This window comes from Pseudomonas extremaustralis, from assembly GCF_900102035.1.
GTDB lineage: Bacteria > Pseudomonadota > Gammaproteobacteria > Pseudomonadales > Pseudomonadaceae > Aquipseudomonas > Aquipseudomonas extremaustralis.
The window spans coordinates 4,127,125-4,151,632 of sequence record NZ_LT629689.1; the positions used below are offsets into that span (position 1 = coordinate 4,127,125).

Consider the following 24,508-nt stretch of genomic DNA (forward strand, 5'->3'; position numbering starts at 1 on the left):
GGGGTGGGCTTTCACCCCGCACAGACGGGCTTTCGTTGACAAGGGAACCACTATGTTTAAACCGACCAGGCTGTCCTTCACCCTGGCCGCACTGATGGCCAGTGCGGTCGTACACGCCGACATCGACGTACCACTGGGTAGCACGCAACGGGTGACCCAGCTGTTCGCTTACCCCAACAACTGCAACGTGATCTGCTTTCGGCCATGGACGCTGGAGCAGACCGTCGAGCATTACCTGAACCAGAGCCTGCAACGCGATGGCTACAGCCGGGCCAAGGTCAGCGTCAAGGTCCATGATGGCCAGGTCGCAGCGACGTTCAGCGGCGTGCCGGACAGCTACGGCACGCCACTGACGACGCTGCTCAATACCGCCGACCTGGCCTACCAGGGCGCCAGCAAGCTCAATGGCGACGGCAAATGGGCGTACAACTGGTACCTGTTCCTGCCGCTGGGCATGGCCCTCGAAAACCGCAAAAGCATCGAACTGCTGCACTTCCCGCCGGATTATTCGCTGACCCAGGCCCAGGATTACCTGGAATCGGCCACCACTGATCGCTGGGCCAGCCTGCTCACCGACAACGGTGTGCCAGCCACTGAAACCCCAGCCTTTCAGACCATCATCGATATCGCCCCGATCGCCGCGCCGTCCAATGCCGGCAAGGACTTGGAGAACGTCTACAGCTACTTCACCGACTACCAGACGCGCATGGTCACGGAGCTGAGCCTGCACGCCAACGGTTCGTTGCCGATGGTTGCGTTCGGCGCACCGGTGCGCAACTGGATCAAACAACAATACGGGCAACCCGTAGCGGTGCTGGGCCTGGCACAAATCAGCCCGCAAGCGGGTAAAACCGTGTCGGTCCTGGGTGCCAACCATCCAAGCTACATCTGGTACGCGGCCAGCCCCGATAGCTATGACGGCGACGAACAGAAAGCCGACGAAGCCGGCCTGAAAGTGATGGGCCAGGACTTGAGCGCCGCCTGCTGGCAGGCCGGGATGGGCCAGAAGCCGGCGAGCGATCCGAATGTACTGCTCAAGGCCTGTATGAACACCTGGCAGGTCACACGCAAAGAGCAGACCTGCGAATTGTTCTTCACCTCGGTGCGCGGCCTGACCCCGGAACAGGCGAATGCCAAATGCGCCACGCCCGCGATCAAGGCTCAGGTCAAAGCCCTGAAAACCCCCGTCCCAACGCCGACGACCACCCCGCCGGTGCTGTAGCGCGCACAAAAAAAAACCGATTTCTACTGTCAACTCTGACAGTAGAAATCGGTTCAATCTTCAGCCAGTCTTGAGGCGGGCCATCCGCTGCAAGACTGGTAGTCAGACACCACCCGCAAGTCGATGCAGCCCAACCAAGGAGAGTTATGAAAACTCATGCCATGGACAAGGCTAAAACCGCTGCCAATGACTGCCTCTATCCCTTTGCGACATCGCTGTTAGAGCGCGGCTACCCCTCGCCCCGCCAGTTTCAAGTGGTGCGCAACCGCAACGGCACGCCGACGGGAATCAAAGCCCGCGTCGCGTTTGACAGCCGAACGTGCATTGCCAAGGTTTCAGGCTACGCCCTGGGCGAGCGGCGCCAGTACACCTTCCAGATTTCGTCGCGCATTCATCTGTACGACCGCTGGTTCTGCGGCCTGCTGCGCCATTCATGCAGCCCGAATGTGTATTTCGACATCCATTACCTGGAAGTCTGGACCCTGGAGGCGATTACCGCAGGGAGCTGGCTGACCCTCGATTTCGCCGACACCGACGACATCTTGCCCCGCCAATTTGCCTGCCACTGCGGCGCGCCCGAATGTCGCGGCTGGATCAAAGGCCGCAAGGAACAGATCAATGCCGAGGGGCTGCGCTTCCTCGAACAGCAGCGCAGCCCCGAGTGCCGTTAGGCTTCGCCCAACGGACGCAGGCGATACTGCGGCGGCAACTGCTCGAAGCCACTGATGGTGGTGTTCAGGCTCTTCCAGCGACCATCCTTGATGCCATAGATGCAGCCATGGACCGACAGGCTCTGCCCGCGATGCCAGGCGTTCTGCACGATACTGGTGTGGCCGACGTTGGCCACCTGCTGAATCACGTTCAACTCACACAGGCGATCGACGCGCTCTTCCTCGGTCGGCAACTGGGCCAGCAGGTCGCGGTTTTCGTAGTAGAGGTCACGGATGGTGCGCAACCAGCCGTCGATCAGCCCGAACTGCCGGTCCTGCATCGAAGCGCGCACGCCGCCGCAGCCATAGTGGCCGGTGACGAGGATGTGTTTGACCTTGAGCACGTCGACGGCGTACTGGATCACCGACAGGCAATTGAGGTCAGTGTGCAGCACCACGTTGGCCACGTTGCGGTGTACGAACAGATCGCCTGGCAGCATGCCGACGATCTCGTTGGCCGGTACGCGGGCGTCGGAGCAGCCGATCCACAGGTATTCCGGAGTCTGCTGGCGGGCGAGCTTGGCGAAGAATTCGGGATCTTCCTGTTTGATCGCATCCGCCCAGCGTTCGTTGTTATCAAGCAGGTCTTGTAGTTCGTTCATCAGGGAAAGCCTCAGGAATGATGCCCAGCTTTGACAGACGACCGCCCGTCCGGGTCACGCGAGGCGACGAATAGCTTGAATCTTTAGGCCGCAGTGCGTGTCCACACACTATAAGCCCCACAGTATGAGGATTGGCCATGACTGAATCACGACGTCCGTACGGCGCTACACAGCCGGAACCGATTGACGACAATGAGGACCGCATGGGCTCCATGCGCGAACTGGATTTCAACAAAGAGGAGCCATCGGCGCAGATCGGCAACGAAATCGCCCCTCGCGAGCGAAAGCATCGGGTGCGCGAGGCTGGGATGACCGGCGCTTCGACGGCCGATCAAGAGTCGAGCGAAGAAGACATGAGCCCGGAGACACTGATCCGTGAAGACGGCGCGCGCGATGCCCAGGAAGCCGGTGAAGGCGAACAGGCCGATTGGGAACTGAGCATCGTCGATGAAGACGAGATTGGCGGCGGCAACGGGTGGGATGAGGCCGAATTGGCTGACCTCGACCCTGTAGACGGCAATCGCTGACCTACCGTAGATCCAACTGTGGGAAGGGGCTTGCTCCCTCCCACAGGGGTTGGCGTGTTTAATCGACGAGCGTGCAGGCCATGACAACCGCATCTTCGCGCCCGCCGACCGCAGGGTAGTAATCGCGCCGACGGCCGATTTCATTGAAACCGTAGCGCTCATACAGACGGAACGCGCCGGCATTGCTATCGCGCACTTCGAGGAAACACTCGCGGGCGCTGGCCGCATAGGCCCGGGACATCAGATGCTCCAGCAGCGCCAGGCCCAAACCGCGGCCCTGGTTTTCCGGCTTCACGGTGATGTTCAGCAAATGCGCCTCGTCGAGGATGATCTGCACCACGCCGTGGCCGACTTGCTGCTCGCCTTCGAACATCAGCCAGATCTGGTACTTGCCCAGCCCGTCGAGAAAAATCCCACGGGTCCAGGGGTGACTGTACGCCGCGTATTCGATTTTCAGCACCGCGTCGAGGTCGGCCTCGATCATCGGGCGGAAGGATAAAGCCTCACTCATCAATTGTTTTCCAGCGCGCCATCAGCCGGCGCATGGCTTGCCAGACATCAGCCTTACGCTGTGGCTCTTCCATTAATAATTCCAGGCCCGGCAGGGCCCACACCGAACCCAGGCCTTCGACCTGCAGCTCGCGGTACCAGGCCTCGGCATTGGCTTCGCCGGCAAAGCGCACGGCGGGCAGGCCGATCAGCCACAGGCACACGCAGGGTTCGTCTTCCAGGCGCGCCGACACAAAGCCTTGCACAAAATCCCGCGCCGCGTCCGGGCCCTGGTCCATGGTGCCGCGCACCAGCAGCGGCCAGCGCACCGGGTCGCCGACGATTTGCGGGCTGTCGGGCAGGCCGGCGGCGCGCAGCATGTCCTTGAGCAGCATGTAGGCCGGGTCGCGGGTCTGGAAGCGTTCGCCGGTGGGCAATTCCACCAGCAACAGGCAACGCCCGGCCCGCAGCAGTTGCAGGGCAAACCGTGGAGGCGGGACGACAGGCGCCTTGACCACCGGGGCAGCCTCTTCGGCCACCGCCGGCTTGGCCATCGGCGAAGGGCGTGGCACCTCGACCTTGGCGCGTTCCACCACCGGCCGCGCCGGCGGCGCGGGCTTGACCACCGCCACGGGTGCGGCGGCCTCTTCGCCCGATGTCTCGAACGCCTCATCGGGCTCGAATGCCTGCAGCAACTCGGGCCGCGACGGCGCGGCAAACGGCAGTTCGGTGCGGGGCAGCCAGTTGACCACCTGCATGGCGGTCAAGTAAGCGCGACGTCGGGACTCGGTAAGCACAGCTCGGCCACTTGTGGATAAGTAAAGAGCGGGGATTCTACCGCTGTTCGGTAACAATCGCCCACTGCGCACTGACCGGCTGTGGATAAATCCCGGGCCCGATGCAGTACAATCGCGACTTTTAATCGCCAACCAGCCGGCCATTCCCATGATCGAACCCAAGCGCGTCCTGCGCGCCCTCGCCGAACACTGGGCCTTACTTGAGCCACTGTGCGAACACTTCGACCAAGGCACCCTGAGCCTAGGCGAACTGCGCGCGCAACTGGCCGCCCAACAACTGGACAGCACGCCCCAGGACATCACCAGCCTGCTGGACGTGTGGATTCGCCTGGATATCCTGGTGCCTGTCGCCAAGAGCCCGAACCGTTTCGAGCTCAATGCGCAGATCCATGACTTCCTCGCCTATCTTCGCAAGGAGCACCGGCTTGGCCTGTGCCTGGAAATCGAAGCCTACCTGCGCCACCTCGAGCGCCTGGCCGGTTATATCCAGGACGCCTTCGACATCCGTGACGGCCACGACCTGGCCCGGCAACTGCGCCTGCTGGACATGCGCGTGCGCGATGTACTGAAAAAACTCGCCAACGACGAACAGGCCCTCGCCGCCGTGGCCGACCGCGCCAAGACCAGCGACCGCCAGATCCCGTTGCGCCAGCGTTACGCCGAGGTGCTGGCGACCTGGGACGAATACGTCGAACCGATGATCCAGTTGGTGAACGCCGACGGTGCCTTCGAACAAGGCGTGCGCAAGGTCGAGAACGTGCTGCTGCGCCTGCTCACCGAACAGCAGCGCCTCGGCCACCTGGTCGACGACGACATGCTGCTGCGCACCCATGCGCGCATCCTCGAAATGCAGACCAGCGCCCAGTTGACCCTGCGTCACGCCCGCGAATTGCTGTTGCCGCTGCGCGAAGAAGCGCGCCGGCACAACGCCGTGACCCGTGGCGCGGCGCTGGCACTGTCGGCCATTCGCCGTAAAGGCCTGGACGCAGTGCCACAGGCCGCGATGCCGATGTTCACTCGGCCGCAAAGCACCTTTCTCGGCAGTGCGAGCCAGGTCGAGGCCTATGTGTATGCCCTGGCGAACTTCGAGCCGAAACCGGCGCGTTTCCCCAAGGCGCACAAATCCCATAAAGGCGACGTCCAGCGCGCACCGCGCACGGTCAAGGAAATGCTCGAACGCTGCGAAGACGCGCTGCCGATGCCGGACCTGATGACCTGGCTGCTGGAACAGGAACCGGACGGCGCCACCGACGAATTGCTGTACTGGTTCTCGCGCCTGTCCCGGGAAAAACGCTTCAAGCGCGAGCGCCTGGAACGCCGCGATTACCACACACACGAGCACCAGGTCAGCCTGCGCTCATTCGCCCTGCTCCCGGCCGGCACCGACGCCGCCGAGCATTCTGCGAGTACTCCTTATGCATCTTGATCTATCCGAACTGTCCCAGCTGGCGCCGATCTTTCGCGAGCTGTTCAAGGGTTACCACGTCAGCCGCCGCGACCCGGAACTGTACGCGCAACTGTCGAACTTCCAGGACCAGTACCGCACCTTGTTCAAGGCCCTGGGCTTTGAGCTGGTGTGCGATACGCGGGGTTTCTACTATTTCGTGCCGGATTCGGCCATCGCCAGCGCGCAGGTGAACAAGACCGCGCAGCGCCTGGCACTGTTCACCTTCATCATCGTCGAGCACCTGGCCGACCAGGGCCGCGACCCGATTGCCGTGCTCGACGGCGGCAGCCTCGGCCGCGATGAACTGCCATCGCTGCTGGAAAAATACCGCGACCTGTTTATCCAGGCCGAAGTGCAAACCCAGGAAGAACTCGAAGAAAAAATCATGCGGCGCATGACCCAACTGGGTTTCGCCAGCGAAGACAACGGCATCTATCGCTTCCTGCCGCCGATGCACCGCTTCCTCGATGTGTGCCTGTCGGTACAGCAGGACCGCGACCTCGCGGCCAGCATCCACAGCGTGCTGCCATTGCCGACGCCGGTGATCATCGACGAAGACAGCGATGAAAAACTGCTGAAGACCGACGACCCGCTGGACTTGAGTGACTTTGCCGACGAAAGCGAAGAAGACGCCCTGGCCCGCGCCATTGCCGAAGAACAGGAGACCGACGCATGAGCAAGGAACGCTACGGCATCCGCCGCTTCGCCCTATTGAATACCGCCGGCTACAGCCTGGGTTTGTTCCCGCTGGAAGAGCCGCTGTCGGTGTATGGCGCGAACAACCTGGGTAAATCCGCGTCGATCAACGCCCTGCAGTTCCCGATCCTGGCGCGCATGTCGGACATGAGCTTCGGCAAGTACACCCTGGAACAATCGCGGCGCTTCTACTTCGCCACCGACACCAGCTACATCCTCGTGGAAGTCTCCCTGCCCCATGGCCCCCACGTGATCGGCGTGGTCGGACGTGGCCCGGGCGGTGGTTTCGGCCACCAGTTCTTTGCCTACACCGGCAAGCTGGACCTGGCCCATTACCAGAAAAACGACACCTGCCTGCGCCAGAAAGAGCTGTTCACCAATCTGGAGCGCGAGGGCCTCAAAGCCTACGAACTCAAGCCCGATGAACTGCGCCGCTTGCTGGTGGGCGGCCACACGTCGATCCCGCTGGACCTGACGTTGATCCCGCTGCGCTCCACCAGCGAACAGAGCCTGAAGACCTTCCGCGCGCTGTTTATCAACCTGCTGCACATGCGCGAAATCACCGCGGCCAAACTCAAGCAATTGTTCCTCGATGCGTTCGAACACAGCCTGCGCTCGGGCAGTGTCGATTACATCGCCGCGTGCGAAGAAGCCTTCCGCGACGTGCGGCGCATGGAGCAGGACTACAACGCTCTGGTCGCCGCCGGCCCGCTGGTCGAGGCCCTGGCCAATGGCGTGAAACAGCGCGACATCCTGCGCGGCAAACTGCATCGTCTGTCGCCGCTGTTGGATTCGCTGCTGGGCACCTGGTCGGACTACGCCAGCGCACGCAAGGAAGAGCTGACCCTCCAGGCCGAGCACTACCGCAACGAGCAGGACGCGCTGCAGAACGACCAGCGTGGCGGTACCCAGGAACTGATGCGCCTGGAGCGCGAAATCAGCGGCATCCAGCGTTGGCTGGGCGAGCTGTCGGTGCTCAAGCATCGCTTTGCCCTGGTGGACGACGTCAGGGTGCTGGAACAGCAACTGCTGGCGGCCAAGGATGCCCACGACGAACTCGCCGGCGCGCTGGCGCAGTCCCGGCAGTTCAGTGCCGAGGACCTGGACGAGCGTCTGCGCGACCTGGAAAAACGCTTGAAGTCGGTCAGGCAACAGCTCGATCACGCGGACAACAACAGCTACGCCAAGCTTCGCGAAGAATTCTCACAGCAGGATGTCGAGCGTCTGATGCGTCTGTTCAACAGTTCGTTGTTCAGCCTGCCATTGGGCGAGCATGGCATCACGCTGGACGAGGACGGCCAGTGGGTCAAATCCCTGGAGCTGATCCTGGATGGCTTCAAGGGTGAACGCTTTGAAGTGCCGGGGCTGTCCATCGACATCTCCCACATCGAACCACCGGCGTTGCAGGCCCTGGCGGATCGCGCTGCATTGCGCGACCAGAAAGAGCGTCTGGAAAAAGAACTCAAGCAACTCAAAACCCAACAAGCCGTAGCCTCCGACCGCGCCGCGAGCAAGACCCAGACCGAAGCGTTGTACCAACAGGTGCTGGACGCACAAAAGGCCCTGGAAGATTTCCGTCGCGCGCAAACCCTGAGCGCCGAAGAAGGCGAGAAACTCGAGCAATTGGCGCAGATGGAAGCGGCCCAGGACGAGTTGAAACGCTCCAGCGATGCATTCACCGAACGCGTCCAGCAGCTGTCGGCCAAGCTGCAACTGGTGGGCCGGCAGATCGGCGACATGGAAGCCAAGCAACGTACCCTGGATGATGCGCTGCGCCGTCGCCAGCTGCTGCCGGCGGATCTGCCGTTCGGCACGCCATTCATGGACCCGGTCGACGATTCCATGGACAACCTGCTGCCGCTGCTCAACGACTATCAGGACAGCTGGCAGGGCTTGTTGCGCGCCGACGGCCAGATCGAAGCGTTGTATGCCCAGGTACGTCTCAAGGGCGTGGCCAAGTTCGACAGTGAGGATGACGTGGAGCGTCGCCTGCAACTGCTGATCAACGCCTATGCACACCGTACCGACGAAGCCCTGACCCTGGGCAAGGCGCGCCGCGCGGCAGTCACCGATATCGCGCGGACCCTGCGCAATATCCGCAGCGACTACGACAGCCTGGAACACCAACTGGCCCTGTTCAACCGCGAGATCAACAAGCGCCAGGTGTCCAACCTGCAAAGCTTCCGCATCGTGCTGGCGCCGAACAAGGAAGCGCTCAAGCATATCGACCAGATCATCCACAGCGCCGGTCAGTACGAAGAAGGCGAAACGCTGTCGGTGTTCGACCTCAGCCAAAGCGCCGAGCAGGACAACAAGAACGAAGAGGCCAAGGAATACCTGGCGCGCCTGGTGGCGGCCAACCACAACCAGCTGGGCCTCAAGGACTTGTTCGAGTTAGCGTTCGAGATCACCAAGGTGCACGGTCAGCCGGTGATTCACACCGACATCGACGGTGCGGCGTCCAACGGCACCACCATGACCATCAAGGCGCTGACCAACATGTACTTGTTGCTGCACTTGATGGACCGCGACCAGGCCGGGCGCGTGCGCTTGCCGTACTACCTCGACGAAGCGGCCGACATCGACGAGAAGAACCAGGCGGCCTTGCTGGAAACCAGTTTGCAGCTGGGCTTCGTACCGATCCTGGCCAGTGTCAAGCCGCAGGTATCCGCCCAGGTGGCCATCGACCTGGAAGGCGGTAGCGGGCCAAACGGGATCTATATCGACGAGGCGGACTGGAAGTACATCCGTCGCCACGATGTGGTGAAGGCGACGGTGAACGTGCAGGCGGATGAGCCGGAGTTGGATGAAGTCTGACGCTCTGCCCTGAAATGCAAAAAGGCCGCGATCTTATGGATCGCGGCCTTTTTTGTGCAGTTGGGGTTTTGTAGTGCCTTTTAGGGGCTCGTCGGTCTACTTGCCCAGCTGAATCTTTGGTGCCCAGGTCAGCCATTCGTCTTCGAACTTGTCGAACAACGGAAAGGTCTGCTGCGGCCGTGCGACGTTACCCATGCGCTCGCCGTCTGGCGTGGCGAAGGCGATACCGCCCGAGACCAGGGTTTCCAAAGACTCGGTGCGCACCGTTGCGCCTTTGAACAGACCGAAGTCGAGACCAAAGCCGCTGGTGTTCCAGAAACGACTGCCGCTGCGCACCAAGGGAGCGTATTTGGGTTCGATCAGAATGTGGATCAACACGCGGTCGGCGGTCTGGCCCAACTCGTAGCCGGTGACTTTGCCAACAGTGACTTCACGGTAGGTGACCGGCACGCCTTCCTTCAATGAGCCACGGCGTGCAGCGCTCAGCACCAGGCTCAAGCCCGCCTCTTGGCGGAGGGCTTCGGGCGGCTGGTCCAGGGCGACAAAGCTTTTTTGCGGCCCTGCGTTTTTCGCTGCTGGCTGCACCTCGATATATTGCCCAGTGACCAGGGTTTCCAGGTTCGAGGTTTTCATCAGGCCCAGCTCAGGCTTGACCACCCAGAATTGGCTGCCGACGCGGGCGATACGGTCCGCCACTTGAGTGATGCGCGCAGTGAGCAACACCGACTGCAGGTCGGCACTGAGGTCGACGCCCTCGATCTTGCCCACATCCAGGCCCTTGAAGCGCACCGGCGTGCCCGGACGCATGCCATCGGCGCGGTCGACCTTGATAGTGACCAGGGTGCCATGTTGATTGGCGGCCTCGCGATCAGGGAACAGGCGGAAACGCGGAATACGCTTTTTCAATGGCACGTTCGGCTCAGGGGTTTCAAAGGCAATGCCGCCGGACATCAAGCTGGCCAAGGATTCACTTTTGACCTGGATCCCCCCGGTAAGTCCGCCGGTGAGCGTGACGCCGCTGGCATTCCAGAAAAGCGTCGAGCCGTTGACCAGATTTTCGTATTCCTTCTCGATATGAACGCCGATCACCAATTGCTTGTTCTTGCGCGAGAACTGGTAGCTCTGTACCGAGCCGACTTTGACCTGTTTGTAGAGGACTGGACTGCCCACATCCAGGGAGCCGAGGTTGTCGGTGAACAACACCATGTGCAAGCCCGGGGAGCGCAGATCCAGCGGCGGCGCCTTGGCACGGGCAACGTATTCGCGTTGTGGAGCGCTGCCTTTGTCACCTGGGCGCATCGCGATGTAGTTACCTTTGACCAACGCCTCAAGCCCTGTGATACCGGCCAGGGAGATGGAGGGCTTGACCACCCAGAACTGGGTGTCTTGTACCAGGTAATCTTCGGCCAACGGGTCGAGGGTAAGCTCGGCATTGGCGCTGGAGAGGTCCGGGTCGATCTTCAAGGTTTTCAAGCTGCCGACCTGAATACCTTTGTACATGACTGGTGTACGCCCGGCCTGCAGGCCTTCGAAGTCGGAGAGTTTGACCTTGACCTTGATACCGGCGGCGGCGGCGTCGAAATCTTCATATAAACGGAACGGCAGGCTGGGATCGGTCGGCGGGCTGTCCTTGCGATTCTCCGGGGTGGCGAAGGCGATACCGCCGGCGACAATGCTGGAAAGGGACTCGCTGCGCACCTTCACGCCGGAGAGGTTGGCGTCGATGCTGATGCCGCTGGCGTTCCAGAAACGTGTGTGTTTGCGCACCAGGCTGGCGTATGTCGGTTCGATATAGACCTTGATCTCGACCGTACTCTGGTCCTCTGAGAGCAGGTAGCTTTTGACCTGGCCGACCTGAATCTGCTTATAGAACACGGGGCTGCCACGGTTCAACGAGCCGAGTCGATCGGCCTTGATGGTCAGATGAAGACCGGGCTTGGCATCGGACAAGGGCGGCTCTTCGGATAGCGCCTTGAATTTACGCGTGGGCTCACCGTCGCCAGGGCTGGCGGCGATATAGTTACCCGACACCAGGGTTTCCAGGCCAGTGATGCCCGCCAGGCTGACGCTGGGCTTGACCAACCAGAAGCGGGTGTTGGTCTTGAGGTACTGTTCGACGTCCTTGTTCATCTCGATGGTGGCAATCACCCCGCGATTGTTGCCCTCGTCGTCCAAGGCCAGGGTCTTGACCTTGCCCACGGGCATACCTTTGTAGACCACTTCGGTCTTGTTGACCTGGATGCCTTCTCCGCTCTCAAAGCGCACCTGGATCTCGATACCCTGCTGGGAATAGGCACGCCATCCCAGCCAACCGCCGATAATCAGGGCAATCAGGGGCAACACCCAAATAGCCGACCAGTTGGAGGCCGGCCGGGTTTTAGCTTTAGGCAAATCACTCATGGTCGTCGTCCGACTCCGTGTTATCCCAAATCAGTCGGGGATCGAAAGTTACTGCAGCAAACATCGTCAAAATCACCACACTGGCGAATGCAGCAGCGCCGAGGTTGGCCTCGACACTGGCAAGCCGCCCAAAGTTTACAACCGCCACCAGGATGGCGATCACGAAGATATCCAACATGGACCAGCGACCAATGAATTCGATAAAGCGGTACATCACGATACGTTGCTGCGCGGACAACGGCTGATGACGCTGTACCGAAAACAGTAGCAGGCCAATACCTACCAATTTGAAGGTCGGCACCAGGATGCTGGCAATGAACACGACGGCAGCAATCGGGAACATTCCATGCTGAACCAGCTGGATCACGCCCGCCATGATGGTACTGGGATCACCCTGACCCAGGGAGTTGATGGTCATGATGGGTAACAGGTTTGCAGGGATATACAGAATCGCCGCCGTGATCAACAGCGCCCATGTACGGGTGAGACTGTTGGGACGGCGAGCATGGACCCATGCACCGCAACGGGTGCAAACTTGCTCATCACTGTCCGGATCCTGTTTGTTCAACTCATGGCATTCGGCACAAATCAGAATACCCGCATCAATCGCCCGCATGATCATCCTCTCCCGAGAGTGCTTGCCAGATCTGGTGGGGCGACATCACCACCTCAAGCAATACCTGAACCATCAATAGACTGACGAAACAGACCAGCCCCAAGCCAACCGTGATAGAGGCCATGTCGGCGAGCTTTACGATCGCCACCAGTACGCCCATCAAATAGACCTCCAACATCCCCCAATCCTTCATGTGATGGTAGATGCGGTACAAGAGCAGCCCATAGCTGCGGCCAACGTTCCATCGAATGCTGAGCAGAACTGCTAATTGGCAGAGCAACTTGAGCAGGGGAATCCCCATGCTGCATAGAAAAACGACAGCGGCGACGCCTCGCATACCGGTATCGAACAAACCAACGACGCCGCTCCACACGGTGTCCTCCGAGGACTGCCCGAGTAAATTGAGCTGCATGATGGGCAAAAAGTTCGCGGGGATGTACAGCAACAACGCGGCGAGTACCAAGGCGAGGCTTCGTTCAACGACATTATGGCGGTGAGCGTACAGTTCATAACCGCAACGCGGGCATTGGGCTTTTTCGCCGAGGGCGAGTGCCGGTTTGCGCATCAGCAAGTCGCACTCATGGCAGGCCACCAGGTCGTCCAGCGGTAAATCAGACACCTCAACGGCATCAACCGGATCAGGCATAGATAGGGCTCTGACTCTAAAAAGGTTAGGTGCCTATTCTAGTAGCCTGGTTCAGAAATAACTGTGCAAATTTGTCGGGCTCGGGATAGTCCCCGGAGACGGCGGGGACGAAGTTCAACGCGAAACACCTGCTTCTTGGTACTTTCCGAGCGCCCAAAACAAAACCCCTGTCTGCGTGAGCAAACAGGAGTTCTGGAATTTAATCTTGACGATGACCTACTCTCACATGGGGAAACCCCACACTACCATCGGCGATGCATCGTTTCACTACTGAGTTCGGGATGGGATCAGGTGGTTCCAATGCTCTATGGTCGTCAAGAAATTCGGGTACTGACTCGTGACCTCATGGCCTCGCTTCAGCAAATTGGGTATGTGATAGCTTTGGTGTTTTGTGAGATTCGAACTTTCGGTTCGTTTCGTCTTCACACACCGCAATCTGGTGCTCTTTCGCTTTTCAGCTCGAAGCAAGCAAATTGCTTGGGTGTTATATGGTCAAGCCTCACGGGCAATTAGTATTGGTTAGCTCAACGCCTCACAGCGCTTACACACCCAACCTATCAACGTCGTAGTCTTCGACGGCCCTTCAGGGGACTCAAGGTCCCAGTGAGATCTCATCTTGAGGCTAGTTTCCCGCTTAGATGCTTTCAGCGGTTATCTATTCCGAACATAGCTACCCGGCAATGCCACTGGCGTGACAACCGGAACACCAGAGGTTCGTCCACTCCGGTCCTCTCGTACTAGGAGCAGCCCCTCTCAAATCTCAAACGTCCACGGCAGATAGGGACCGAACTGTCTCACGACGTTCTAAACCCAGCTCGCGTACCACTTTAAATGGCGAACAGCCATACCCTTGGGACCGGCTTCAGCCCCAGGATGTGATGAGCCGACATCGAGGTGCCAAACACCGCCGTCGATATGAACTCTTGGGCGGTATCAGCCTGTTATCCCCGGAGTACCTTTTATCCGTTGAGCGATGGCCCTTCCATACAGAACCACCGGATCACTAAGACCTACTTTCGTACCTGCTCGACGTGTCTGTCTCGCAGTCAAGCGCGCTTTTGCCTTTATACTCTACGACCGATTTCCGACCGGTCTGAGCGCACCTTCGTACTCCTCCGTTACTCTTTAGGAGGAGACCGCCCCAGTCAAACTACCCACCATACACTGTCCTCGATCCGGATAACGGACCTGAGTTAGAACCTCAAAGTTGCCAGGGTGGTATTTCAAGGTTGGCTCCACGCGAACTGGCGTCCACGCTTCAAAGCCTCCCACCTATCCTACACAAGCAAATTCAAAGTCCAGTGCAAAGCTATAGTAAAGGTTCACGGGGTCTTTCCGTCTAGCCGCGGATACACTGCATCTTCACAGCGATTTCAATTTCACTGAGTCTCGGGTGGAGACAGCGCCGCCATCGTTACGCCATTCGTGCAGGTCGGAACTTACCCGACAAGGAATTTCGCTACCTTAGGACCGTTATAGTTACGGCCGCCGTTTACCGGGGCTTCGATCAAGAGCTTCGCGTTAGCTAACCCCATCAATTAACCTTCCGGCACCGGGCAGGCGTCACACCCTATACGTCCACTTTCGTGTTTGCAGAGTGCTGTGTTTTTAATAAACAGTCGCAGCGGCCTGGTATCTTCGACCGGCATGGGCTTACGGAGCAAGTCCTTCACCCTCACCGGCGCACCTTCTCCCGAAGTTACGGTGCCATTTTGCCTAGTTCCTTCACCCGAGTTCTCTCAAGCGCCTTGGTATTCTCTACCCAACCACCTGTGTCGGTTTGGGGTACGGTTCCTGGTTACCTGAAGCTTAGAAGCTTTTCTTGGAAGCATGGCATCAACCACTTCGTCATCTAAAAGACAACTCGTCATCAGCTCTCGGCCTTAAGATCCCGGATTTACCTAAGATCTCAGCCTACCACCTTAAACTTGGACAACCAACGCCAAGCTGGCCTAGCCTTCTCCGTCCCTCCATCGCAATAACCAGAAGTACAGGAATATTAACCTGTTTTCCATCGACTACGCTTTTCAGCCTCGCCTTAGGGACCGACTAACCCTGCGTCGATTAACGTTGCGCAGGAAACCTTGGTCTTTCGGCGTGGGTGTTTTTCACACCCATTATCGTTACTCATGTCAGCATTCGCACTTCTGATACCTCCAGCAAGCTTCTCAACTCACCTTCACAGGCTTACAGAACGCTCCTCTACCGCATCACTTACGTGATACCCGTAGCTTCGGTGTATGGTTTGAGCCCCGTTACATCTTCCGCGCAGGCCGACTCGACTAGTGAGCTATTACGCTTTCTTTAAAGGGTGGCTGCTTCTAAGCCAACCTCCTAGCTGTCTAAGCCTTCCCACATCGTTTCCCACTTAACCATAACTTTGGGACCTTAGCTGACGGTCTGGGTTGTTTCCCTTTTCACGACGGACGTTAGCACCCGCCGTGTGTCTCCCATGCTCGGCACTTGTAGGTATTCGGAGTTTGCATCGGTTTGGTAAGTCGGGATGACCCCCTAGCCGAAACAGTGCTCTACCCCCTACAGTGATACATGAGGCGCTACCTAAATAGCTTTCGAGGAGAACCAGCTATCTCCGAGCTTGATTAGCCTTTCACTCCGATCCACAGGTCATCCGCTAACTTTTCAACGGTAGTCGGTTCGGTCCTCCAGTTAGTGTTACCCAACCTTCAACCTGCCCATGGATAGATCGCCCGGTTTCGGGTCTATTCCCAGCGACTAGACGCCCTATTAAGACTCGCTTTCGCTACGCCTCCCCTATTCGGTTAAGCTCGCCACTGAAAATAAGTCGCTGACCCATTATACAAAAGGTACGCAGTCACAGAACAAAGTCTGCTCCCACTGCTTGTACGCATACGGTTTCAGGATCTATTTCACTCCCCTCTCCGGGGTTCTTTTCGCCTTTCCCTCACGGTACTAGTTCACTATCGGTCAGTCAGTAGTATTTAGCCTTGGAGGATGGTCCCCCCATATTCAGACAAAGTTTCTCGTGCTCCGTCCTACTCGATTTCATGACTAAGAGATTTTCGCGTACAGGGCTATCACCCACTATGGCCGCACTTTCCAGAGCGTTCCGCTAATCTCAAAGCCACTTAAGGGCTAGTCCCCGTTCGCTCGCCACTACTAAGGGAATCTCGGTTGATTTCTTTTCCTCAGGGTACTTAGATGTTTCAGTTCCCCTGGTTCGCTCCTTACACCTATGTATTCAGTGTAAGGTAACCATCTTATGATGGCTGGGTTCCCCCATTCAGACATCTCCGGATCAAAGTCTGTTTGCCGACTCCCCGAAGCTTTTCGCAGGCTACCACGTCTTTCATCGCCTCTGACTGCCAAGGCATCCACCGTATGCGCTTCTTCACTTGACCATATAACCCCAAGCAATCTGGTTATACTGTGAAGACGACATTCGCCGAAAATTCGCAATTACTCACAAATTTTACCTTAGCCTGATCCGTTACCAGTGAAAGTAACGTTCAGTCTATCTTTCTATCACATACCCAAATTTTTAAAGAACGATCTAATCAAAGACTAGAAATCAACATTCACCATCACATTGATGGAATGCTCATTTCTAAGCTTTCAACTTCTAGAAGCAGTAGTGGTGGAGCCAAACGGGATCGAACCGTTGACCTCCTGCGTGCAAGGCAGGCGCTCTCCCAGCTGAGCTATGGCCCCGTATTTCTACAGGCGTTTCCCACACAAAATTGGTGGGTCTGGGCAGATTCGAACTGCCGACCTCACCCTTATCAGGGGTGCGCTCTAACCAACTGAGCTACAGACCCAATTTCGGGCTGCTTCTTATCGTCTTCTTCAATGAATCAAGCAATTCGTGTGGGAACTTATGGAGCAGCTGATGTCGTCGATTAAGGAGGTGATCCAGCCGCAGGTTCCCCTACGGCTACCTTGTTACGACTTCACCCCAGTCATGAATCACACCGTGGTAACCGTCCTCCCGAGGGTTAGACTAGCTACTTCTGGTGCAACCCACTCCCATGGTGTGACGGGCGGTGTGTACAAGGCCCGGGAACGTATTCACCGCGACATTCTGATTCGCGATTACTAGCGATTCCGACTTCACGCAGTCGAGTTGCAGACTGCGATCCGGACTACGATCGGTTTTCTGGGATTAGCTCCACCTCGCGGCTTGGCAACCCTCTGTACCGACCATTGTAGCACGTGTGTAGCCCAGGCCGTAAGGGCCATGATGACTTGACGTCATCCCCACCTTCCTCCGGTTTGTCACCGGCAGTCTCCTTAGAGTGCCCACCATTACGTGCTGGTAACTAAGGACAAGGGTTGCGCTCGTTACGGGACTTAACCCAACATCTCACGACACGAGCTGACGACAGCCATGCAGCACCTGTCTCAATGTTCCCGAAGGCACCAATCTATCTCTAGAAAGTTCATTGGATGTCAAGGCCTGGTAAGGTTCTTCGCGTTGCTTCGAATTAAACCACATGCTCCACCGCTTGTGCGGGCCCCCGTCAATTCATTTGAGTTTTAACCTTGCGGCCGTACTCCCCAGGCGGTCAACTTAATGCGTTAGCTGCGCCACTAAGAGCTCAAGGCTCCCAACGGCTAGTTGACATCGTTTACGGCGTGGACTACCAGGGTATCTAATCCTGTTTGCTCCCCACGCTTTCGCACCTCAGTGTCAGTATCAGTCCAGGTGGTCGCCTTCGCCACTGGTGTTCCTTCCTATATCTACGCATTTCACCGCTACACAGGAAATTCCACCACCCTCTACCATACTCTAGTCAGTCAGTTTTGAATGCAGTTCCCAGGTTGAGCCCGGGGATTTCACATCCAACTTAACAAACCACCTACGCGCGCTTTACGCCCAGTAATTCCGATTAACGCTTGCACCCTCTGTATTACCGCGGCTGCTGGCACAGAGTTAGCCGGTGCTTATTCTGTCGGTAACGTCAAAACAATCACGTATTAGGTAACTGCCCTTCCTCCCAACTTAAAGTGCTTTACAATCCGAAGACCTTCTTCACACACGCGGCATGGCTGGATCAGGCTTTCGCCCATTGTCCAATATTCCCCACTGCTGCCTCCCGTAGGAGTCTGGACCGTGTCTCAGTTCCAGTGTGACTGATCATCCTCTCAGACCAGTTACGGATCGTCGCCTTGGTGAGCCATTACCTCACCAACTAGCTAATCCGACCTAGGCTCATCTGATAGCGCAAGGCCCGAAGGTCCCCTGCTTTCTCCCGTAGGACGTATGCGGTATTAGCGTCCGTTTCCGAACGTTATCCCCCACTACCAGGCAGATTCCTAGGCATTACTCACCCGTCCGCCGCTCTCAAGAGAAGCAAGCTTCTCTCTACCGCTCGACTTGCATGTGTTAGGCCTGCCGCCAGCGTTCAATCTGAGCCATGATCAAACTCTTCAGTTCAAACATCTTTGGGTTTTTAAGAAACCCTAAACTTGGCTCAGCAATCGTTGGTTACATCTTTGATTTCTCGCGGAGTAACTTGTGATGCTGATAATCTTGTTGACTATCAGCCTAACTCCACAAGCACCCACACGAATTGCTTGATTCAGTTGTTAAAGAGCGGTTGGTTAAGATCTTTCGTCTCAACCGAGGCGCGCATTCTACAGCAGCCTCATTTGCTGTCAAGTGATTATCTTCAGAAGTTTTCGAGGTTTTCCTCAACAACTTCAACCACTTGCGCTTCCGATCTCTCGTTAGCGGGAGGCGAATTCTACAGCGTTACACGCTGCTGTCAACACCTCTTTTTCTCCGCTTTCGACCGAGAGGATCGAAACGTTAATAGAGCCAAACTACACTGCCCTACCAACTCCTTCTGGGCCTCGATAAACTGAAGCAGGTCGCTGTCGAATCTCGCATAACTCTTTGTTTACCAAGGAGTTTTCCATTTAGACTGCGCCGGAAGTGGGGCGAATTATAGACTTCCAGAATCTGCCGTCAACCTTTAATTTTGCCTTTCTGTCATATCAGTCAAAAATCACGCTAAAACACAAAAGCCGGCCCCTTCGGGCCGGCTTTCGTTCATCCCGTCTTACAAGCTGGGAAACGCGAACTGCGAGGCTTCATGGCTGGCACGTTGCGGCCAGCGCTGGGTGATCGCCTTGCGACGGGTATAGAAACGCACACCGTCCGGCCCGTAGGCATGCAAATCGCCAAACAGCGAGCGCTTCCAACCACCGAAGCTGTGGTACGCCACCGGTACCGGCAGTGGGACGTTCACGCCAACCATGCCCACTTCAATCTCATCACAAAACAAACGCGCAGCCTCACCATCACGGGTGAAGATACAGGTACCGTTGCCGTATTCATGATCGTTGATCAGTTGCATCGCCGCTTCCAGGCTGTTCACTCGCACGACACACAGCACTGGCCCGAAGATTTCTTCCTTATAGATACGCATCTCAGGCGTCACGCGATCGAACAAGCTACCGCCCAGGAAGAAACCTTCTTCGTTCCCGGCAATGCTCAACCCTCGACCATCAACCACCAGCTCGGCGCCGGAGGCCACACCGTCCTCGATATAGCCGCTGACTTTGTCGCGCGCCTGCCCCGTTACCAAGGGGCCCATATCCAAACCACAAGTCGTGCCCGCACCGATCTTCAACGCCTTGATCTGCGGCACCAGCTTGGCAATCAACGCATCGGCCACCTGATCACCCACACACACGGCGACTGAGATCGCCATGCAACGCTCGCCGCAGGAGCCATAGGCCGCGCCCATCAGGGCACTGACTGCGTTATCCAGGTCGGCATCGGGCATCAACACCGCATGGTTCTTCGCTCCACCCAGCGCCTGCACGCGTTTACCGCGCTTGGTCGCCTCGGCATAGATGTACTCGGCAATGGGCGTCGAGCCCACAAAGCTCAGCGCCTTGACTTCAGGCGCCTCGATCAACGCATCTACCGCGCCCTTGTCGCCGTGCACCACGCTCAACACGCCCTTAGGCAGACCCGCTTCCTGCAACAGCTGTGCAATCAGCAGCGTCGAACTCGGATCGCGCTCCGACGGTTTGAGGATGAAGCAGTTACCGCAAACGATCGCCAGCGGATACATCCACAGCGGCACCATCGCCGGGAAGTTGAACGGGGTGATACCCGCCACTACACCCAACGGCTGGAAATCCGACCAGGCATCGATGTTCGGCCCCACGTTGCGGCTGTACTCGCCCTTGAGAATTTCCGGTGCCGAACATGCGTATTCCACGTTCTCGATGCCGCGCTTGAGTTCGCCGGCCGCGTCTTCGAGCGTCTTGCCGTGTTCCTCGCTGATCAACTGCGAGATCCGCGCTTCGTTCTGCTCCAGCAATTGCTTGAAGCGAAACATCACCTGAGCGCGCTTGGCCGCCGGGGTATTACGCCATGCGGGGAATGCCGCCTTGGCCGAGTCGATCGCACTCTGAATGGTTTCACGACTGGCCAGCGGCACCTGGTGGATCACCTGGCCGGTGGACGGGTTGTACACATCGGCAGTGCGACCGGACTCACTGACCAACTGGCCGTTGATCAAATGCTGGATAAGGCTCATGCAGGGCTCCTGAAAAATTGTTCTATATAGAAGGAGAAATCAGTCGATCTTGTTCAGCACTTCGCCGACCGCGTCGAACAGACGATCCAGGTCCTGCGGTTTGCTGTTGAAGGTTGGCCCGAACTGCAGGGTGTCACCGCCGAAGCGCACATAGAACCCGGCTTTCCACAAAGCCATACCGGCCTCGAACGGACGTACGATCGCATCACCATCACGCGGGGCAATCTGGATCGCACCGGCCAGGCCATAGTTGCGGATGTCGATCACGTTCTTGCTGCCCTTCACACCGTGCAGCGCATTCTCAAAGTGCGGGGCGATTTCGGCTACGCTCTGCACCAGGTTTTCCTTCTGCAACAGGTCCAATGCCGCCAGGCCCGCCGCGCAAGCCACCGGGTGCGCCGAGTAGGTGTAGCCGTGGGGGAATTCCACCGCATATTCAGGCGTCGCCTGATTCATGAAGGTCTGATAGATCTCGCTGCTGGCAATCACCGCGCCCATTGGGATCGCGCCGTTGGTGACTTGCTTGGCGATGCACATCAGGTCCGGCGTCACACCGAAGCTGTCGGCACCGAACATCGAACCGGTGCGGCCGAAACCGGTGATCACTTCGTCGAATACCAACAGGATGTTGTGCTGGTCGCAGATTTCACGCAGACGCTTGAGATACCCCTGTGGCGGCACCAGTACGCCAGCGGAGCCGGCCATTGGCTCGACAAATACCGCAGCGATGTTCGAGGCATCATGCAGTTCGATCAGCTTGAGCAGCTCATCGGCCAGGGCGATCCCCCCCTGCTCCGGCATACCACGGGAGAAGGCGTTGCTTGCCAGCAACGTGTGAGGCAGGTGATCAACGTCCATCATCGCCTGCCCAAACATCTTACGGTTGCCGTTGACGCCGCCCAGGCTGGTGCCGGCGATGTTCACACCGTGATACCCACGGGCGCGGCCGATCATCTTGGTCTTGGTGGACTGGCCTTTCAGACGCCAGTAGGCACGCACCATTTTCACCGCTGTATCGGCGCACTCGGAACCGGAGTCGGTGAAAAACACGTGGTTCAGGTTGCCCGGGGTCAGGTCGGTAATTTTTTCCGCCAGTTGGAAGGACAACGGGTGACCATATTGGAAGCCTGGGGAGTAGTCCAAGGTGCCCAATTGCTTGGCGACCGCTTCCTGGATTTCCTTGCGCGTGTGCCCTGCGCCGCAGGTCCACAGCCCCGACAACGAATCGTAGACCTTGCGGCCCTTATCATCGGTCAACCAGCTGCCCTCGGCGGCCACGATCAGGCGCGGGTCGCGCTGGAAGTTACGGTTGGCGGTGTAAGGCATCCAGTGAGCATCCAACTTCAGTTGGCTGGCCAGGGACGATGGGGCGTTTTCGGGCATGTTCATCAGCAAAACCTCGCAAGGCAAAAGGCAGCGTCGGGATTGAAAAGCGTTCTTGCAGCTAAATTGCCACGGGGATAAAGTCGGTGAAATCCAACTCTTCTAACCTTCAGTCTGGCCTTCACTAAACTATGAGCAGCCGTCGACACGATCCCCTGGCCCAAGTCAGCGACTTCGATATCCGCCTGCTGCGCATCTTTCGCAGCGTCGTGGAATGCGGCGGCTTCTCCGCAGCGGAAACCGTGCTGGGCATCGGCCGTTCGGCCATCAGTCAGCAAATGAGCGACCTTGAACAACGCCTGGGCCTGCGCCTGTGCCAACGGGGCCGCGCCGGTTTCTCCCTCACCGAAGAAGGCCGCGAGGTCTACCAATCGGCGCTGCAACTATTAAGTGCGCTGGAAAGCTTCCGTACTGAGGTCAATGGCCTGCACCAGCATTTGCGCGGCGAGTTGATCATTGGCCTGACCGACAACCTGGTCACCCTGCCCCACATGCGCATCACCCATGCCCTGGCCCAATTGAAGGAGCGCGGCCCTGACGTGCAGATCCAGATCCGCATGATCGCCCCCAACGAAGTCGAACAAGGCGTACTCGATGGCCGCCTGCATGTCGGCGTAGTGCCTCAGGCGAGTGCGCTGTCCGGGCTTGAGTATCAGCCGCTGTACAGCGAACGCTCGCTGCTCTATTGCGCGGTTGGCCACCCGCTGTTTTATGCCGACGACAAGCAACTGGACGACGAGCGCATCAACGCCCAGGACGCGATCGCCCCCACCTTTCGGTTGCCCGCCGAGATCCAGGCCCATTACCAGGCACTCAATTGCACCGCGAGCGCTTCGGACCGTGAAGGCATGGCATTCCTGATCCTTACCGGCCGCTATATCGGCTACTTGCCCGATCACTACGCTAGCCTGTGGGTGCAACAAGGCCGACTGCGCGCGCTGAAACCAGCTACACGTTTTTACGATTTAAGCCTGGCATCGGTCACGCGCAAGGGTCGTCGCCCTCATTTGGTGCTGGAAAGCTTCCTGGAAAGCCTGGCGGCAACGCGCTAACTCGGGCTTTACGCAAAAAGCTGAGCAACTGGACAGCTTTTTGCAAGGACACGAGGACCTAGAACCGTCCGCCTCGAGTTTGCCCACCATGCCACCAGAATCCTCCAGCCCCAGCGACCTGATCTACGGCCTCAACGACCGCCCCAAACCCGCCCCGGCACTGCTGGCCGCACTGCAACATGTGCTGGCCGCGTTCGTTGGCATCATCACGCCGCCGCTGATCATCGGCTCCACTCTGGGCCTCACCGCTCATTTGCCCTACCTGATCAGCATGGCGCTGATGGTGTCCGGCGTCGGCACGTTCATCCAGGCGCGTAGGCCGTTTGGTATCGGTGCAGGGATGATCTGCCTGCAAGGCACCAGCTTCGCATTTCTCGGTGCGGTACTGTCGGCGGGTTTCCTGGTGAAGCAGCGGGGCGGCAGCCCGGAAGACATCATGGCGATGATTTTCGGCGTGTGCTTTTTCGGCGCTGCGGTGCAAATCGTGCTGAGCCGCTTTATCGGCCAACTGCGCCGGGTGATCACACCGCTGGTGACCGGGATCGTGATTACGCTGATCGGTATCAGCCTGATCAAAGTGGGCATCACCGACCTTGGCGGCGGCTTCAACGCGCCTGACTTCGGTGCGCCCCTCAACCTGGCCCTGGGCGTGTTCGTGGTCCTGACCATCATTTTGCTCAACCGCTCCAACACGCCTTGGGTGCGCCTCTCGGCGATCATCATCGGCCTGGCCCTCGGCAGTCTCGCGGCCTGGTTCAGCGGCAAGCTGGTGCCCCACGCCCTGCCCGACTTGCCATTGATCAGCGTGCCGATGCCCTTTCGCTTCGGTTTCAACTTCGACTGGAGCGCTTTCTTGCCGATCGCGCTGATTTATCTGATCAGCAGCATCGAAACCGTGGGCGACCTCACCGCCAACTGCATGATCGCCCGCCAGCCCATCAGCGGCCCTTCTTATATAAGCCGGCTCAAGGGCGGCGTGCTGGGCGATGGCGTCAGTTGCATGATCGCCGCCACCTTCAGCGCCTTTCCCAATACCACCTTTGCCCAGAACAACGGCGTGATCCAACTCACCGGCGTGGCCAGCCGTTACGTCGGTCTGTACATCGGCGTGGTGCTGTTTTGCCTGGGGCTGTTCCCTTTGATTGGCGCGGTGCTGCAGCAAATCCCCAAACCGGTATTGGGCGGCGCGACCCTGGTGATGTTCGGCAGTGTGGCCGCCGCCGGCGTGCGCATTCTCGCCCAGGCGCCGTTGGACCGTCGCAGCATGCTGATCATCGCGACCTCGTTTGGCGTCGGCCTGGGCATCGCCGCGCAACCTGGTTTGTTGCACTTGATGCCAACCCTGGTGCAGAACCTGTTCGACTCGGCCATCACCAGCGGTGGGTTGACCGCCATTGCGTTATGCCTCTTGTTACCGGAAGCCAAAGTGACCGCCACGGCGGCAAACCACGCACAGGAAAGCGACACACTGGAACCGCTTTGACGGTTTTATTGCATCAGGACTTGTCTGAGGCTTGAGGGTGAGTTATCTGTGCACACGTCGTCTCTATCGATCAGCACGGAAAC

Annotated in this window: 16 protein-coding genes, 2 tRNA genes and 3 rRNA genes; 8 read left to right on the top strand and 13 right to left on the bottom strand. The window is 58.3% G+C overall.

Annotated elements, in window-relative coordinates:
- Nucleotides 1–52 precede the first annotated feature (52 nt).
- Together BLR63_RS19100 and BLR63_RS19105 are read left to right on the top strand one after the other, a co-directional pair.
- Nucleotides 53–1,222 carry a hypothetical protein gene (locus BLR63_RS19100; protein ID WP_010566762.1) on the top strand — a complete coding sequence of 390 codons (1,170 nt, stop codon included), beginning with the start codon at nucleotides 53–55 and terminating at the stop codon, nucleotides 1,220–1,222.
- A 146-nt stretch (nucleotides 1,223–1,368) separates the two neighbouring features.
- Entirely contained in the window at nucleotides 1,369–1,893 is a 525-nt protein-coding gene (locus BLR63_RS19105) for a hypothetical protein (RefSeq protein WP_010566761.1), read from the top strand.
- Here BLR63_RS19105 and can read toward each other — a convergent pair.
- Nucleotides 1,890–2,534: a carbonate dehydratase gene (gene can, locus BLR63_RS19110; RefSeq protein ID WP_010566760.1), complete on the bottom strand. Its 645-nt coding sequence runs from the start codon at nucleotides 2,532–2,534 to the stop codon at nucleotides 1,890–1,892. The genes BLR63_RS19105 and can overlap by 4 nt on opposite strands.
- 137 nt (nucleotides 2,535–2,671) lie before the next feature.
- Here can and BLR63_RS19115 point away from each other — a divergent pair, with 137 nt between their 5' ends.
- A complete protein-coding gene (locus tag BLR63_RS19115; protein WP_042947346.1) occupies nucleotides 2,672–3,061 on the top strand; it encodes a hypothetical protein in 390 nt (129 codons plus the stop codon).
- A gap of 58 nt (nucleotides 3,062–3,119) precedes the next feature.
- On the opposite strand, the gene rimI is transcribed toward BLR63_RS19115, so the two are convergent.
- Entirely contained in the window at nucleotides 3,120–3,572 is a 453-nt protein-coding gene (rimI, locus tag BLR63_RS19120; RefSeq protein ID WP_010566758.1) for a ribosomal protein S18-alanine N-acetyltransferase, read from the bottom strand.
- Entirely contained in the window at nucleotides 3,565–4,308 is a 744-nt protein-coding gene (locus tag BLR63_RS19125; protein ID WP_050901347.1) for a hypothetical protein, read from the bottom strand. Before BLR63_RS19125 ends, rimI begins: the two co-directional genes overlap by 8 nt.
- A gap of 187 nt (nucleotides 4,309–4,495) precedes the next feature.
- Between BLR63_RS19125 and mksB the strand changes: the two genes are divergently transcribed.
- From mksB to mksF, 3 genes are read left to right on the top strand one after another with little or no spacing between them, the layout of a single operon-like run.
- Nucleotides 4,496–5,773, top strand: a complete 1,278-nt coding sequence (gene mksB / locus BLR63_RS19130; protein WP_010566756.1) for an Mks condensin complex protein MksB — start codon at nucleotides 4,496–4,498, stop codon at nucleotides 5,771–5,773.
- A complete protein-coding gene (gene mksE, locus BLR63_RS19135) occupies nucleotides 5,763–6,470 on the top strand; it encodes an Mks condensin complex protein MksE (RefSeq protein ID WP_010566755.1) in 708 nt (235 codons plus the stop codon). Before mksB ends, mksE begins: the two co-directional genes overlap by 11 nt.
- Nucleotides 6,467–9,307: an Mks condensin complex protein MksF gene (gene mksF, locus BLR63_RS19140; RefSeq protein ID WP_010566754.1), complete on the top strand. Its 2,841-nt coding sequence runs from the start codon at nucleotides 6,467–6,469 to the stop codon at nucleotides 9,305–9,307. Before mksE ends, mksF begins: the two co-directional genes overlap by 4 nt.
- A gap of 96 nt (nucleotides 9,308–9,403) precedes the next feature.
- Here the strand turns inward: mksF and BLR63_RS19145 are convergent, their stop codons facing one another.
- From BLR63_RS19145 to BLR63_RS19195, 10 genes are all read right to left on the bottom strand, one after another.
- Nucleotides 9,404–11,707 carry a PqiB family protein gene (locus BLR63_RS19145; RefSeq protein ID WP_010566753.1) on the bottom strand — a complete coding sequence of 768 codons (2,304 nt, stop codon included), beginning with the start codon at nucleotides 11,705–11,707 and terminating at the stop codon, nucleotides 9,404–9,406.
- The gene (locus BLR63_RS19150; RefSeq protein ID WP_010566752.1) at nucleotides 11,700–12,323 is read right to left on the bottom strand and encodes a paraquat-inducible protein A; all 624 of its coding nucleotides are present in this window, start codon (nucleotides 12,321–12,323) and stop codon (nucleotides 11,700–11,702) included. Before BLR63_RS19150 ends, BLR63_RS19145 begins: the two co-directional genes overlap by 8 nt.
- Nucleotides 12,310–12,969, bottom strand: coding sequence for a paraquat-inducible protein A (locus BLR63_RS19155; protein WP_010566751.1), 660 nt, complete (start codon nucleotides 12,967–12,969; stop codon nucleotides 12,310–12,312). Before BLR63_RS19155 ends, BLR63_RS19150 begins: the two co-directional genes overlap by 14 nt.
- Nucleotides 12,970–13,172: 203 nt before the next feature.
- Nucleotides 13,173–13,288, bottom strand: a 5S ribosomal RNA gene (rrf, locus tag BLR63_RS19160).
- Nucleotides 13,289–13,457: 169 nt separating this feature from the next.
- Nucleotides 13,458–16,349: ribosomal RNA gene (locus BLR63_RS19165) — 23S ribosomal RNA — on the bottom strand.
- Between the two features lie 234 nt (nucleotides 16,350–16,583).
- Nucleotides 16,584–16,659: transfer RNA gene (locus tag BLR63_RS19170), tRNA-Ala, on the bottom strand.
- Nucleotides 16,660–16,689: 30 nt separating this feature from the next.
- A tRNA-Ile gene (locus BLR63_RS19175) sits at nucleotides 16,690–16,766 on the bottom strand.
- Nucleotides 16,767–16,848: 82 nt separating this feature from the next.
- Nucleotides 16,849–18,385 (bottom strand): 16S ribosomal RNA (locus tag BLR63_RS19180).
- Together the 16S, 23S and 5S rRNA genes with 2 tRNA genes alongside form the textbook arrangement of a ribosomal RNA operon.
- Nucleotides 18,386–19,013: 628 nt before the next feature.
- Nucleotides 19,014–20,507: a CoA-acylating methylmalonate-semialdehyde dehydrogenase gene (locus tag BLR63_RS19190; protein ID WP_010567631.1), complete on the bottom strand. Its 1,494-nt coding sequence runs from the start codon at nucleotides 20,505–20,507 to the stop codon at nucleotides 19,014–19,016.
- Nucleotides 20,508–20,546: 39 nt separating this feature from the next.
- Nucleotides 20,547–21,896, bottom strand: a complete 1,350-nt coding sequence (locus tag BLR63_RS19195) for an aspartate aminotransferase family protein (protein ID WP_010567632.1) — start codon at nucleotides 21,894–21,896, stop codon at nucleotides 20,547–20,549.
- Between the two features lie 125 nt (nucleotides 21,897–22,021).
- On the opposite strand from BLR63_RS19195, the gene BLR63_RS19200 reads away from it, so the two are divergent.
- Together BLR63_RS19200 and BLR63_RS19205 are read left to right on the top strand one after the other, a co-directional pair.
- Nucleotides 22,022–22,942, top strand: a complete 921-nt coding sequence (locus tag BLR63_RS19200) for a LysR family transcriptional regulator (protein WP_010567633.1) — start codon at nucleotides 22,022–22,024, stop codon at nucleotides 22,940–22,942.
- 88 nt (nucleotides 22,943–23,030) lie between these two features.
- Nucleotides 23,031–24,425: a uracil-xanthine permease family protein gene (locus BLR63_RS19205; protein WP_010567634.1), complete on the top strand. Its 1,395-nt coding sequence runs from the start codon at nucleotides 23,031–23,033 to the stop codon at nucleotides 24,423–24,425.
- Nucleotides 24,426–24,508: the final 83 nt, after the last annotated feature.